This is a genomic window from Bacillus sp. K7, from assembly GCF_053903245.1.
The window spans coordinates 2190589-2204913 of record NZ_CP096406.1; the positions used below are offsets into that span (position 1 = coordinate 2190589).

The following is a 14325-nucleotide window of genomic DNA, read 5'->3' on the forward strand; positions in this document are numbered from 1 at the left end:
TACATTACAACTATATTACGAGAAACTGGAATTTGGAAGGGAATTTATATTAACATATCCTTAAAATTTTGTTCATATTGGCTTTAAAAAAACACCCGCTAAGGTCATCAGCGGGTGTTTCTTATGGAACAAGATTCTTCGGCAAATTCAGACTCTATTTTATGCTTTTGTCGGAATATAAAATGTAAATGTCGTTCCTTTATCTATTCTGCTGTGCACTGTTATTGATCCGTTGTGGGCTTCCACGATATTTTTCACAATAGCCAGCCCAAGCCCGGTTCCTGCTCTGCCTCTTGTCCGCGCTTTATCTGCCTTATAGAACCGCTCAAAGATAAATGGCAGATCTTCTTCCGGTATACCGGATCCAGAGTCTTTGATATCAATTTTCAATCCATCCTTTACAGAATGGACCTCAATAGAAACACTGCCGCCGGATGAGGTATGCCGCAGCGCGTTATCTATCAAATTGGTAAAAACCTGCTCCATCTTGTCTTCGTCAAACATCATTTCCTCTTCTGTGAGAGAAACGTCTTGATGTAAAGCAATATTTTTTTCTTTCGCAACGCCGGAAAATTTCCTTATGATCTTCTCTAAAAATTCATTCACATTGATATGTTCATAATGCAAGCCTGTATGACCTGACTCCATTCGGGCTAAATCAAGCAGATCATTGACTAAGCGACCCATTCGCAGCGATTCGTCATATATGATTTGAGCAATTTCTTTTCGGTCTTCTTCAGAGCTTGCAATGTCATCGACAATCGCTTCACTGTATCCCTGAAGCATAGAAATCGGTGTCCTCAGCTCATGACTGACATTTGCGATAAAATCCTCACGCAGCTTATCAAGGCGGCGTTCTTCCGTCATATCGCGCAGCACGGCAACCGCTCCTCTGACATGCGACTCCGCGTAAAGCGGCGACATCAAAAGCACCCATGACCTGCCTTGCAGCGTCATTTCTATCATTTGCTCTTTTTCAGTGCTGACAGCGTTTTGGAACAGTTCTTTTGCTTCAGGCGGAAGATTATCCCCTTCTTTGATATTCATGTTTTGCTCATAATACCAAGCCTGAAGAAAACGTTCAGCAGGCGGATTTGTCACAAGAATCGCACCGTCAATATTAATGGTAATCACTCCGTCAGCCATACTGCTCAAAATGTTAGAAAGCTGCTCTTTTTCTTGATTAAGCGCATTAATATGAAAGTTAAGCTGCCGCCCCATTTGATTAAAAGCAGTTGCCAGTTCACCGATTTCATCCTGGGTTAAAATCGGTATTTTGGTATCGAACTTGCCCTTCGCCAAGTCCTGTGCGCCCTCTCTCATTTTTCGAAGCGGATATGTGACCCTGCTTGATAAGAAGAAAGCGAAAAACGTGGTGAGTACAATCGCAATCCCTGCGGCCAGAAAAATATAGCGGGTCGTGTGTTTTGTTGTATCTTTCACCGCAAGCAAAGACTGTGATAAAAAGACCATGCCTTTCTTTCCGTCTTTTTCATATGGGACACCTACAATCAGACGTTCATTATCCGTGTCTGTATCGCTTAGCCCCGTTCGTTTGCTTACTTTTTTGTGATCTTGGAGAGCTTTATTTAAGGCTTTGTCATGTTGTATTTGCTCAACCGTTATGGATGATAGGCGGTTTTTATCATTCGGGGAATACCAGTACTTTTTCTCATCCTGAATGATAGCAATGCTTGTTAAGTTATCAGCGAGCTCCCAAGTGATTGATCTTGCCAGTGCCTGGTCCTCGTGATTTTCTATGATGACAGCAACTTTATTCGCAAGCTGTGTTAAATCATTCTCGGCTTCTTCCACATGGTAATTTTCAATAAATTCAAGCAAGAGAACCGTCAAAATGAATAATACGATCAAGACGAGTGAAAGGATCGTAAACCACAGCTTGCCTACTACGCTTTTCCAAAATTTCATTCAGCGCCAACCTCAAATTTATAGCCTACACCCCATACGGTGACAATTTTTTTCGCGGCTTCCGGAGAAACCTTGTTCAGCTTCTCTCTCAGGCGTTTGACATGGGTGTCTACTGTCCGCAGATCACCAAAAAACTCATATTGCCACACTTCTTTCAGAAGCTTTTCCCGATCATACACTTTGTCAGGCGTTTTCGCTAAGAAGTATAGAAGCTCATACTCTTTCGGCGTCAGGCTTACTTCTGTTCCATCAGCCGTTACGCGGTGAGCATCATGGTCAATGGACAGATGTGAAAACACGATCACATTTTTCGTCGGTGTATTGGCATTGAGATAAGAGGTTTGGGATGCTCTTCTCAACAGGGCTTTTACCCGCAGCACGACTTCTCTCGGACTGAACGGCTTGACAATATAATCATCTGTTCCCGCTTCAAATCCCTGCACCCTGTTTGCTTCTTCTCCTTTTGCAGTCAGCATGATAATTGGTGTCGCTTTTTTTTCACGAACTTGCCGGCACACTTCAATTCCGTCAGTACCCGGCATCATTAGATCAAGCAAAATTAAGTCATAATTGGCTTCAAGCCCTTTGGCAATGGCTTCATCACCATTTTCCGCTTCGTCTATGACATAATTTTCACGTTCAAGATACATTCTTAAAAGGCGGCGAATTCTGGCTTCGTCATCAACTACTAGTATTTTGGTTTCGTTCGTTTGGTTCATCGTTTTCCCCCTGCTTTCCTTCTGTTACTTTCATTTTATCAAATCGTGAGAAAGTTTGAGAACTGTGTCGCTTTCTAAGGACTATGCATAAGAATGAAGTCCGGCAAGCACAAGATTTACGAATATTAAATTAAACATAATAATAGCAAAACCGATTACGGCCAGCCATGCTGACTTCTCACCGTGCCAGCCTCTTGACAGTCTTACATGCAAATACGCGGCGTAGAACAAAAACGTGATCAGCGCCCATACTTCCTTAGGGTCCCAGCCCCAAAATCTGGTCCAAGCGAGCTGAGCCCAAATCATCGCAAAGATCAGCGCGCCGAGCGTAAAGATCGGAAACCCGATTGAAACGGCCCTGTAGCCAATTTCATCCACCAGGTCAAGATTGACGTTTTTCACCAGCGGATGTAATAGGGCGCTGATTCTTTTTCTAAAGATCAGACGAAGAGCGCCGTACAAAATGAACCCTGCTCCAAATGACCAAATGACAGTGTTCACCTTTCTGCCTGAGAAAAGAGCAGGAAGCTCCACAAGCGGATCCATTTTCCCCTCGGTCAAGAGCTCTCCTTGATGCGGGCCGACAAGCGCAGGCATTTCGTACACCATCACGCTTTTTTCTTTATTTTTATCCACCCAGTTGAACTCCGCCTCATAACCTGCAAAACGAAATGCTGATGTGACCACAATAAACGCGAGGGTTGTGACCAATATAAACATAATCGCCTCGAGCCAGAAGGTTTTTTTGCTTCGGTTTGTCTGATCTACGTGCTTCAAAAGAAAGATGACCCCTGCGACAAAGCTGATGGCAAGTATAGCTTGCCCAAGCGCGGCTGTTGTTACGTGAATATACAGCCAATTGCTCTGCAGTGACGGAATTAAGGGCGAGATATCCGTCGGAAACATGCTGGCGTATGCAATCAGCAATAAAGCGATGGACAGCGTAAACAAGCCTAGTGAAGGCAATCTATAGATAAAATAAAGAATAACAAACGCTAAAACGAGCATCATGCCAAAGGCGGTGGTGAATTCAAACATATTGCTGACAGGCGCATGGCCGCTCGCAGCCCACCTCGTGATGAAATATCCCAGATGGCAGAGAAAACCGATGATAGAAAGAGTGATTCCAATGTTGGCCCATCGGTTCGGCTTGCCCTTTTTATCTTTATTCCCGCGTATGGCCCCGCCGAAAATCGGGACAGCGATTAAATACACAAGAAAGGCCGCATAAAGAAAATTTCCGCTCAGCTCCGCCATGACATCACTCCCTTTTCGCCTATTTCTGTGTTTTGATTCATTCTTTTTGGTCCGCCGGTTCAGTCAGTCCGGAATCGGCCAATACAAATGCTAAGTCCTTCTTTAAGCCATACCAGTTTTTATTCGTATGCCCTGCCACCATGACTGCGCCGTCCTGTGAGTGCAGCCAGATTCTTCGGTGCTGCCAGTACATCCCTTGAATGACACCGATCATAAAAATGGCTCCGCCGACCGCAAGCACCCAGAGCGTCAAATCCTTTCTGACTGTGAGTCCGGTAATGTTTTTCGTTTCGACATGGTCAAATTTCAGCTTGTATTTATTGCTGCCAGAGCCTTCGATTGTTTCTTGGATGGCGACAAAGCTTTTTTCACCCTTCGGTTTGTCCGGCGTTATGATATTAAAGACAAAAGCCGGGTTGTTAGGGATTTTTGTTTTTGTGCTCGGCTCTCCATCCTGATTAAAATAGAAGTCTGGCAGGTAGCTGGCAATTTCAACTTTGTAACCGTTACCAAGATCATAAACCGAATCTGGATCCAGAAGGTTTATCTTCAAGCTTCCAAAGGATTTTTTTGTTTTTTTGTCTATCAGCTGGAATACCATTTGATCAAGCTGATTCTCTTTATAATCCACCTGGTAAACGGAAAAAGAATCAAAACGCAGCGGCTGATTGACGCGGATGTCCTCTTCTGTTACTTTTTTCAGCTTCGGTTTCTCGCCATAAACAATTTTTCCTTCTCTCTTGTAAAGTACGGCATCTGTTTGAAAGTTCTTTGCCACTTTCCCGTCCCCGACTCTGTCAATGGCATCTGCGAATACTTTTTTTTCTGTTTTGCTGTTATAGGTCTCTACACTGAATTGATTGTTTTTCAAATAATATTTTCCGTCTGTCCCCGGAATTGCTGCTGTTTCGCCTTCTCTGATCCAAAGCGTCTCGTCAACGTACATGCCAGGCACAAATCTCAGCATCGCACCAATCAGAAAGATAATCAATCCAATGTGGTTGACATACGGGCCCCAGCGGGAAAAACGTCCTTTTTCGGCAAGAATGCTGCTCTCTTGTTCTCTGATTCTATAATGCTTCTTCTTTAAGAGCGCTACAATCTTTTCTTTTGCTTTCCCATCCAATACAGTGTCTGTTTCACTGAATAGGCGCTGCCTTCTCAAAAAAGCAGGACTCCTTCTGACACCCTGTTTTTTTAATGCCCTGTACAACGGAATGACCCGGTCGAGGCTGCAAATCACGAGTGAAATGCCGATCGAGGCAATGAGCAGCAAATACCACCAAGAGCCATATAAATGATGAAACCCGAGCAAATAATAAAGCTGGCCGAACGTGCCATACTGCTCTTTGTAATAAGTATCAGCCTGTGCGCCCGGAGGCAAATAGGCTTCTTGGGGGAAAATGGTGCCGAACGCTGATGCGGCAAGGGTGATGACGATAAGCCATATTCCAACCTTAACCGAAGAAAAGAAATTCCAAATTTTATCGATGATCGTTTTATTATAGGTTTGTGAACGCCTTGCGCTTCCGTCATATCTCATATCAGCAAGCGGAGGCTGCGTGTTCTGAAGAGCTCTTCCGCAAGATTCACATAGAACGGTTCCGACCGGGTTTACATGTCCGCATTCACATTTGACTCGCTTCATCCCGAAGTCTCTCCGGGTTTTATCAGATTCATATAATCATGGATCATGCTTTCTGTCATAGTGCCGGTCACCACCTTGACAACTTTTCCTTCCGGATTGATTAAAAAGGTTGTCGGAAGCGGAGATACGTCATAGGCATCAAGCACTTGGCGATCTGTATCCAGAACAACCGGGAAATTGACTCCGTAGGATTTCATAAAATTATGTACTGCTATCTTTGACTCCCCAACATTTACCGCGACAACTTCGATGCCTTTGTCTTTAAAATGCTTATACTGGTTCGCCATATAAGGAAATTCTTTTTTGCACGGTTCACACCATGTACCCCAGAAATTTAAAAAAACACCTTTCCCTTTTAAATCACTGAGCTCTATACGCTTCCCATTCGTATCTTCAAGGACAAAATTAGGTGCGTCGGACCCTTCGGATATGCTCTCTTTGCCGGCAAATACGGCATTGTAAATCGTATAGCCAAGCGCGCAGATTAAAATGAGAAGGATGCCGGTCCGAATGAATAAACGCCTATTTCTCTTCATTGTCCACTGCCCCCTTCCCCTATTGCAGATCCATTCAATTATATCATTGCACATTCATTTCACATTTCTCACTTTTTGAAGGTTATGTGAAATTTAGAAAGCGTTTTTACCGTGCTCCGCCAGCGCTCTGAGTCTTTTGACTTCATGCGGCGTAAGCTCTCTGGCATCTCCCGTGTGCAGGCCTCGCAGGTTTAAAAACGCGTATTCTTCACGCTTCAGCTTGATCACCTCATGCCCGATCGCTTCAAACATGCGCCGCACTTGTCTGTTGCGTCCTTCATGAATCGTCAGCTGAATAATGCTTGTCTGCTTTCTCTTATCCAAAGACAGAAGCTTCGCTTTAGCAGGCGCCGTTTTGCCTTCCTCCAGCATAATTCCGCGCTCCAGCTTTCTGAGCAGCTCTTTAGGGGGAATGCCTTTCACCTTCGCCACGTATGTTTTGTCTATTTCATACTTAGGGTGCATCAGCTTATTGGCAAATTCGCCGTCATTGGTTAAAAGCAAAAGACCGCTCGTATCATAATCCAGGCGTCCGATCGGATAAATGCGCTGCGGGACTTCTTTAAAAAAGTCCGTCACGACTTTGCGCCCTTTGTCATCCTGGGCTGCGGAAATAACGCCTCTTGGTTTATATAAGAGAAAGTAAACCGGCTCTTCGCGTTCAACCTTTAACCCGTTTACCTCAATCTGATCAGAACCGGTGACCTTAACACCCAGCTCTGTTACTACTTTGCCGTTCACCTTTACTTTTCCTTCTTTAATCAGCTCTTCTGCCTTTCTGCGCGATGCAAATCCGGCATGAGCAATCACTTTTTGCAGTCTTTCCATGTCTTTCACCTCAAGTATTATCTTACTTTTTTCAACCTGAACAAACAAGCTTTTTCAGACTGTAAGCGCCCAATCTAAAAAAACGCCGTTTTCAGGCGCTCCCAAATAATAACGTAACGATGATGATAGATGCAACTACGCCGATCAAATCAGCAAGAAGTCCCACCTTTAATGCATCACCCATTTTTTTAATGCCAACGGCTCCAAAATACACTGTCAGGACGTAAAGCGTTGTATCCGTTGACCCCTGCATAACGGATGCCAGTCTGCCGATGAAGGAGTCCGGCCCGTATACTGCAATTAAATCGGTTGTCATACCGAGTGCAGCCGTACCGGAGATGGGGCGAATCAAGGCAAGCGGAACCACTTCAGCAGGGATGCCGATAGCGGAGAATAACGGTTTTAATAGGTCCATGATAAAATCAAGCGCGCCAGATGACCTGAAAACAGTAATGGCGACAAGCATTCCGACTAAATATGGGATAATGGAAAAGGCGATCTCTATCCCTTCTTTTCCGCCTTCGACAAACGATTCATAGGTGGGAACCTTTTTCATTGTTCCATAAAGAAGAACGCCGGCAATAATGATCGGAATCATGGCTAATGACAGCCAATTAATGATTTCCATCCGCTCACCTTCCCTTCTTTTTGCGGCGGTAATAAAAATACCGGTCAATCATAATGGCACCGATTCCAGAGATGAGTGTCGCCAAAATACTTGGCCCGACAATATCTGTCGGCGTTTTGGAGGAATAGGCCATTCGGACAGCGATTACGGTTGTCGGAATGAGGGTGATGCAGGACGTATTGACAGCTAAAAAAGTAATCATCGACCGGCTTGCTTCCGTTCGGTTTCCATTCAGCTTTTTCATTTGCTCCATTGCTTTAATGCCGAGAGGGGTTGCCGCATTCCCGAGGCCGAAGAAGTTCGCCATGAGATTAGATAAAATGTAGCCCATCGCCGGGTGATCCGGAGGTATATCCGGGAACAGCTTAGATATAAATGGCCTGCACATTCGGCTGAAAATATCCAAAAGCCCTGACTGCTCGGCTATTTTCATTAAGCCCAGCCAGAAAACAAGCACGCTCATCAGTCCGAATGAGATCGTCACGGCTTCTTTTGCCCCCTTAAACACAGCTTCATTTACATCTTGCAAGGTTCCGTTGCACATCGCAAAAACAAGTCCGATCACAGTTAAGCTGACCCATATTATATTGACCATTTTGCCCCGCCAGCCGCATTCAGAAAGATTGATTTGAACGTTTCAAAAAATTGTTTCTTTGGTTTTTGATGTCGTTCATTTTCATAATAGATCGGCACTTTTGCAATGGTTTCATCGTTAAACATGATTTTCATGTGCCCTACGATGTCTGGAATCTTTGAGGCGTCTTTTTCCCAGGCTTTTTTCGGTTTAAGCAGCGTGGTTTGAATGTTGACATCTTCTTTCTCCTCTTCGGTTAGCAAATAGGTGATGTCCCGCTTGATAAAAGCCTTAGATTCATAAAATGTGCCATTCAGCTTTGGAATGTCCCCTTTTTTCGCGATTAAATAGGTTTGATAATGATCAAACACATAGTTAAACATTTTCATATGATCATCCCAATCATCAGGATCATTGATGGTAACGGCTATCAGGTCAATGCCGTCCTTTGAAGCTGTCGAGACCAGTGTCCGTTTTGCGAGTTTTGTATAGCCTGTTTTTCCTCCTGTGCTGTACCGGTAAAGCATCGTAAGCAGTTTGTTTTTGTTTTTCCAAACGCTTTCCATTGTTTCTGCTTTGTATATTTTTGTGCCTGAAATTTTTTGATAGTCTTTCAGTTTCATAGCGTATTTGGTTAAAATGGCCATATCATAGGCTGATGAATAATGGTTCTTGTGGTCGTCCAATCCATGCGGGTTTTGGAAACGGGTATTCTCCATACCAAGCTGCTCAGCTTTTTGATTCATCATATAAACAAATCCATCGAGGCTCCCCCCCACATGCTCAGCAATCGCAACAGCGGCGTCGTTTCCTGATCTCAGCATTAAGCCGTACACAAGATCTTTTAATTTCACTTTTTGCCCTTCTCTTAAATAAATAGCAGAGCCTTCCGTTCTGACAGCATTTACCGAAACCGTCACCGTTTCATCCATTTTGCCTGATTCGATAGCGAGCACAGCCGTCATGATTTTTGTAATGCTCGCAATCCGCCTTCTTTCATGCTCGCCCTTGGCAAACAACACTCTGCCTGACGCTCCATCAATCACTATCGCGCTTTTTGCACTGACATCTATAGCAGCATGTGCTGGGTTCACATTTACATTTACAAGAAGAAAAGAAATCATAACCATGAATACTGCTTTTTTGAAAATGCGCATGTTTGCTCACGTCCTTGTGGTGGTTTGTACAAGTTTATGCGCATGTCCATCAGTTATGAATATCAATTATAGATCTTCCGGCAAACATAAAAAAACCCTCCCTGAGAAAGGGAGAGTAAACGTTATCTAAATTGGCGCCATGCTTGATCCGGACGCTTCGTAATGAGCCAGCTCTTCTCTCATTTTCAAAAAGGCTGCGCTCAGCGGCAATAATAATTGCTCTAGCGACGCAGGAACGTCATGGTAAAACTCAATTGCGCTGACTCCGGTATAAGACGCCCGGCTATTTTCACACCACGTGTCTTTTTTGGGCATAAAGAACTCTTCAATGCATTGGTGATATACATTGTAAAGTGTTTTTTCCGCTCTGGCTTCTTGAAAAGGCTCCTGCATCAGGAGACGGCGGCACGCTTCAGCGCCACCTTCACAAAATACTGTCATTCTTCTCAGAGTGCTCAGCAGATCACAGCAGTATCCTTTCTCAATAGGCAATTCAGCCTGCAAGGAGGCAAGCGTGGTTTGATTTAGGTAATCGTTAACGGTATTGACAACCATTGATAAGAATTCGCCTGTTTTTTGAGTCTGCGCTCGCACAATCGAATGTCCCATTTCGTTTGGTATCTTCCCCTCATGTCTTTGTCTCTCACATTTTGCTTCTTTCATAATAGCTTCTTTCCTTATATCTTATGATGATGAAAAAACGCGATTCATTAAACTTCTATTTTATATCTTCGAAGGTTTGGTTAAAGTTTTCAAAAAATAAATCAGCTTCTTCTTGAAGAACGTCTTCTTCCGCATTTTCAGGCAGCGGCGGAAGCTCGTCCAGCGTTTTCAGGCCGAATTGTTCAAGAAAAGTCGGCGTGGTGCCGTATAAAATGGCCCGTCCCGGACCGTCAGCCCGTCCGACTTCACACAATAGCGCCTTGGCGACGAGGCTGTGTAAAATCCGTTCTGATTTCACGCCTCTGATTTCTTCAATTTCCGCTCTCGTAATCGGCTGTTTATAAGATACAATGGCCAGTACTTCTAATGAAGCTTGAGAAAGCCCCTTTGACGGCACTTCTATTAGTTTTTTCAAGTACGGCGCAAAGGCTTTTTTCGTAGAGAGCATGTACGTATCTGCATATTCAATCAGTTCAATGCCTCTTGTATCCCCGCGGTATTCGTCCGCCACATCCGCCATGATGGTGTTCAGTTCAGGCTCTTCGATTTCAAGCACTGTTAACAGCTGCTTTTTTGTGAGCCCTTCATCGCCTGCCGCGTAAAGAAGGGCTTCCACTATAGCTTTCCAATTCACGATATCAAGCCCCATGAATGGATTCACTCCCCGTAATGTAAATATCTGAAAAATTGTGCTCCTGTTCTATGAGTACCAGCTGATTCTTCATCAGTTCTAGAACCGCCAGAAAAGTCACAACCAAATGGTCTTTTTGCTCATAAGGAAACAGCTCCATAAAGTTGATTCTCGTTCCTCTTGATTTCAGGCTGTGCACGATTTCGTTCATTCTGTCTTCGATTGGTATTTCCTGTCTGGTAATTGTTGTTTCCATCGGCCTTGTTATTTTTTTGCGTTTCAGCACTTTTTGAAAAGCCCCGATCATATCATAAACCGTGACGGAGAGCTTATGCTCAGACTGTTTGACTTCTTTTGCATATTCGCTCAAATCACTCGGCGGTTTCGTGAACGATTTTTGTCTTTCTTCTTCCCGTTCTTTTAAATCCTTCGCCGCATCTTTATATTTTCTATACTCAATCAGCTTTTCAATCAATTCTTCTCGCGGATCTTCTTCTTCAAGCAATTCATCATCAAAAAGCTCCTCCTCTTGCTTCGGGAGCAGCATTCTGCTTTTGATGCTGAGCAGCGTGGCAGCCATGACCAAATACTCGCTGGCAATATCGAGCTCAAGCACGCGCATCGTATGTACATATAATAAATATTGTTCAGTGATCTTCGCCACAGGTATATCATATATGTCAATTTCAAGACGATTGATTAAATGAAGCAGCAGGTCCAATGGGCCCTCAAACGTATCGATTTTCACTTGATATTCTTCCATCATCTCACCATTTTCAAGTATCACTCTCATTGCCGGATAAACTGGCTATCCTTTAGTATAAGGCACCAAAAAGCTCTCGTCCAATACTATTTCATTTCCTGTTTCGAAGCAATTTGTACAGAATATTCAAAACAACAATGGAGGTGTGAGGAAAGTCGTGTTCGCTTATTTGTCGTAATAAAGAAGAAGCGATCTGGGATGAGCGTTCTTTTTTCTTTTATTCTTCCTATGTTACACTTAAAGCAGATTAAAGGAGGAAACATCGTGTACCCGAAAGCTTATATCGATTATCTCGTTGAGTTTCACGCAACACGGGATTATTTTGAATGCCATGAAATTTTAGAAGAATATTGGAAGGAAGATCCTCCAAATAAACGAAAAATGCATTGGGTCGGCTTTATTCAGCTTGCGGTTGCTTTATATCATCATAGAAGGCAGAATATAGCCGGTGCCAAACGACTGATGGCGAACAGCATCCGGATTCTTCAAGCCGAAAAACAAGCGGTTGAAGACTTGGGACTTGATCATAGCCGTTTACTCGAGCTTATGCAGACGGTTGACGAACAAATTGAAATGGGGTCTCCCTACAAAAGCATCATGCTGCCGATCAAAGATGAGAAGCTAGAGGAAGCATGCCGCATTGAATGTAAGAAAAAAAAGTGCACATGGGGGCAGCCGAGCACACTCACCGATGCTTTTCTAATCGACAAACACAGGTTGCGGGATCGGACAGACGTCATCCTTGAGCGTGAAAAAGAGATAGAGCGGAGAAAAAAAAGCAGGGGCTAATGACAGCCTCTGCTTAATTATTGTATGAAATGTCTTGATCCTGCTGATCTTGACAACGTTCGAAAAAGCTTTGCGTTAATTCATTCGGAACCAGTATCTGCGTTTTGAATAAATGCTTTAAAGCATCCATCATCTGTTTTCCGATTCCTTGATGGCGATGAGAAGGATTCACACTGATATGCCGGATCTCAACCTCAGAATCCTTTTTTTCGACTCCGATTGCTCCGACAATATCCTCGTCCTCTTTCCAAAGAAAGAGCTGGCGGTCTGTATCCGTTTCGTAGTCCTTAATTGTCTGCTGAAGCTGCTTAAGGTCTTTTTCACTCGGCATGAACGAAAGAAGCCCCATCGCAATCTTTTCAAACGATTTTTTATAACGAATTAACATAAAAACCCCTCTATATCCAAAATGTCCAGTCTGGCTATTAACGGATACGAATAGGTGATCCGTTTTCTCACATTATATCATTTTCGCCATATTTTTAAACTGTTTTCAACAAATTATTCAAATGAACGGTTTAAATTTGCCATTTCTATGGCAGAAACAGCGCAATCTACACCTTTGTTGCCCGCTTTCGTGCCGGCACGCTCAATCGCCTGTTCGATGTTTTCTGTTGTCACAATCCCAAAGATGACCGGTACGCCCGTCGTGTTTGCTGCTTGCGCAATGCCTTTTGCGGCTTCATTGCAGACATAATCGTAATGTGTCGTCGTGCCTCTGATGACAGTGCCCAATGTAATAATCGCGTCATATTTTTTTGTTTCGGCCATTTTTTTTGCGGCAAACGGAATTTCAAATGCGCCTGGAACCCAAGCCACATCGATATCATTTGTGTCTACGCCGTGTCTGAGTAACGCATCTTCTGCACCACTTAGCAGCTTGCTTGTAATAAAATCATTAAATCTTCCTACTACGATTCCGATTTTCAGACCTGTACCTACTAAATTTCCTTGTATGATATTCATATGATTCCCATCCTTTTTTGTGATATTTGTGATTAAAAATGAAGTAAATGACCCAGTTTGTTCATTTTGGTTTGCAAATATTTTTTGTTGTGCTCTTTTGCCTCCATTTGAAGCGGCACTCTTTCTGAAATGCTGAGTCCATAGCCTTCAAGGCCGGCGATTTTTCGCGGGTTATTCGTCAAAAGCTTCATATTCCGCACACCGAGGTCGCGTAACATTTGTGCTCCGATGCCATAGTTGCGAAGGTCAGGCAAGAATCCGAGCGCTTCATTGGCTTCTACGGTATCATAACCTTCTTCCTGAAGCTTATAAGCTTTTAATTTATTGATCAAACCGATGCCTCGGCCTTCTTGGCGCAAATACAAGAGCACTCCCCGCCCTTCAGCGGCAATTTGCGTCAAGGCGGCGTGCAGCTGCGGGCCGCAGTCACAGCGATGCGATCCAAATACGTCGCCTGTGAGACATTCCGAATGCACCCGGACTAAGACCGGTTCTTCACCGAACGGCACATCGCCCATTACAAATGCGACATGCTCTTTTCCGTCTACCTCGTTTGTGTATCCGTAAACCTTGAATGTGCCAAAATCAGTGGGCAGCGTAATGTCGACTTCGCGCTCGACAAGTGATGTCAGGTTGTAACGGTATTGAATCAAATCTTTAATGGTGATCATTTTTAATTGATGCTTTTTCGCTATTTCAATGAGCTCAGGCACTCTTGCCATCGTTCCGTCTTCATTCATAATCTCACAGATGACTCCGGCTCCTTGAGATCCGCAGGCTTCAGCAAGGTCAACAGCGGCTTCTGTATGGCCTGCTCTTTTCAGCACTCCCCCTTTTTTCGCAATAAGCGGAAAAATGTGCCCCGGACGCTGGAAATCAGACGGCACGGATTTGCTGTCCAGCAATGCTTGAACGGTAAAAGATCTTTCTTGGGCACTGATACCTGTTTTCGTTTTGCGGTGGTCAATGCTTACCGTAAATGCAGTATGGTGAGAATCTGTATTATGCTCAACCATTGGGTGCAGATCAAGCTTGTCTGCGATGTCCTCACTAAGCGGCGTGCAAATCAATCCTCTTCCGTGTGTTGCCATGAAGTTAATGACTTCGGGTGTTGCATGCTCGGCAAGAGCGACAAAGTCTCCTTCATTTTCTCTGTCTTCATCATCTACAACGATGATGACTTCGCCTTTTTTTAAAGCGTCTAGTGCTTCTTCTATTGGATGAAACATGCGAATCT

16 protein-coding genes are annotated in these 14325 nt (G+C 43.9%); 1 reads left to right on the top strand and 15 read right to left on the bottom strand.

Annotation, left to right across the window (positions count from 1 at the left end; all coding sequences use genetic code 11):
- Positions 1-159: 159 nt before the first annotated feature.
- From resE to scpA, 12 genes are all read right to left on the bottom strand, one after another.
- Positions 160-1929: a sensor histidine kinase ResE gene (gene resE / locus M1D98_RS11125; protein ID WP_121642816.1), complete on the bottom strand. Its 1770-nt coding sequence runs from the start codon at positions 1927-1929 to the stop codon at positions 160-162.
- The gene (gene resD / locus M1D98_RS11130) at positions 1926-2648 is read right to left on the bottom strand and encodes a DNA-binding response regulator ResD (protein ID WP_010328406.1); all 723 of its coding nucleotides are present in this window, start codon (positions 2646-2648) and stop codon (positions 1926-1928) included. The genes resE and resD overlap by 4 nt, the downstream gene beginning before the upstream one ends.
- Before the next feature lie 81 nt (positions 2649-2729).
- Positions 2730-3905, bottom strand: a complete 1176-nt coding sequence (gene resC / locus M1D98_RS11135; protein ID WP_121642817.1) for a cytochrome c biogenesis protein ResC — start codon at positions 3903-3905, stop codon at positions 2730-2732.
- Positions 3906-3942: 37 nt separating this feature from the next.
- Positions 3943-5553 carry a cytochrome c biogenesis protein ResB gene (resB, locus tag M1D98_RS11140; RefSeq protein ID WP_121642818.1) on the bottom strand — a complete coding sequence of 537 codons (1611 nt, stop codon included), beginning with the start codon at positions 5551-5553 and terminating at the stop codon, positions 3943-3945.
- Positions 5550-6089, bottom strand: a complete 540-nt coding sequence (resA, locus tag M1D98_RS11145) for a thiol-disulfide oxidoreductase ResA (RefSeq protein WP_326222004.1) — start codon at positions 6087-6089, stop codon at positions 5550-5552. Before resA ends, resB begins: the two co-directional genes overlap by 4 nt.
- Positions 6090-6182: 93 nt before the next feature.
- Positions 6183-6917 carry a 23S rRNA pseudouridine(2605) synthase RluB gene (rluB, locus tag M1D98_RS11150; RefSeq protein WP_010328152.1) on the bottom strand — a complete coding sequence of 245 codons (735 nt, stop codon included), beginning with the start codon at positions 6915-6917 and terminating at the stop codon, positions 6183-6185.
- A gap of 91 nt (positions 6918-7008) precedes the next feature.
- A complete protein-coding gene (spmB, locus tag M1D98_RS11155) occupies positions 7009-7545 on the bottom strand; it encodes a spore maturation protein SpmB (RefSeq protein ID WP_010328153.1) in 537 nt (178 codons plus the stop codon).
- A gap of 4 nt (positions 7546-7549) precedes the next feature.
- Positions 7550-8140, bottom strand: coding sequence for a spore maturation protein SpmA (gene spmA, locus M1D98_RS11160; RefSeq protein WP_010328154.1), 591 nt, complete (start codon positions 8138-8140; stop codon positions 7550-7552).
- Positions 8128-9276 carry a D-alanyl-D-alanine carboxypeptidase family protein gene (locus tag M1D98_RS11165; protein ID WP_456279597.1) on the bottom strand — a complete coding sequence of 383 codons (1149 nt, stop codon included), beginning with the start codon at positions 9274-9276 and terminating at the stop codon, positions 8128-8130. The genes spmA and M1D98_RS11165 overlap by 13 nt, the downstream gene beginning before the upstream one ends.
- A gap of 126 nt (positions 9277-9402) precedes the next feature.
- A complete protein-coding gene (locus tag M1D98_RS11170; RefSeq protein WP_121642820.1) occupies positions 9403-9939 on the bottom strand; it encodes a YpuI family protein in 537 nt (178 codons plus the stop codon).
- 55 nt (positions 9940-9994) lie between these two features.
- A complete protein-coding gene (gene scpB / locus M1D98_RS11175) occupies positions 9995-10588 on the bottom strand; it encodes an SMC-Scp complex subunit ScpB (RefSeq protein ID WP_010328158.1) in 594 nt (197 codons plus the stop codon).
- A complete protein-coding gene (gene scpA / locus M1D98_RS11180) occupies positions 10578-11333 on the bottom strand; it encodes a segregation/condensation protein A (protein ID WP_039074353.1) in 756 nt (251 codons plus the stop codon). Before scpA ends, scpB begins: the two co-directional genes overlap by 11 nt.
- Positions 11334-11597: 264 nt before the next feature.
- Here scpA and M1D98_RS11185 point away from each other — a divergent pair, with 264 nt between their 5' ends.
- Positions 11598-12122: a DUF309 domain-containing protein gene (locus M1D98_RS11185; protein WP_121643748.1), complete on the top strand. Its 525-nt coding sequence runs from the start codon at positions 11598-11600 to the stop codon at positions 12120-12122.
- A gap of 13 nt (positions 12123-12135) precedes the next feature.
- On the opposite strand, the gene ribT is transcribed toward M1D98_RS11185, so the two are convergent.
- The 3 genes from ribT to M1D98_RS11200 form a co-directional block, all read right to left on the bottom strand.
- Positions 12136-12510, bottom strand: a complete 375-nt coding sequence (gene ribT, locus M1D98_RS11190; RefSeq protein WP_039074354.1) for a GNAT family N-acetyltransferase RibT — start codon at positions 12508-12510, stop codon at positions 12136-12138.
- Positions 12511-12623: 113 nt separating this feature from the next.
- Positions 12624-13088 carry a 6,7-dimethyl-8-ribityllumazine synthase gene (ribH, locus tag M1D98_RS11195; protein ID WP_456279598.1) on the bottom strand — a complete coding sequence of 155 codons (465 nt, stop codon included), beginning with the start codon at positions 13086-13088 and terminating at the stop codon, positions 12624-12626.
- A gap of 32 nt (positions 13089-13120) precedes the next feature.
- Positions 13121-14317, bottom strand: coding sequence for a bifunctional 3,4-dihydroxy-2-butanone-4-phosphate synthase/GTP cyclohydrolase II (locus M1D98_RS11200; RefSeq protein WP_010328165.1), 1197 nt, complete (start codon positions 14315-14317; stop codon positions 13121-13123).
- Between the last annotated feature and the right edge of the window lie 8 nt (positions 14318-14325).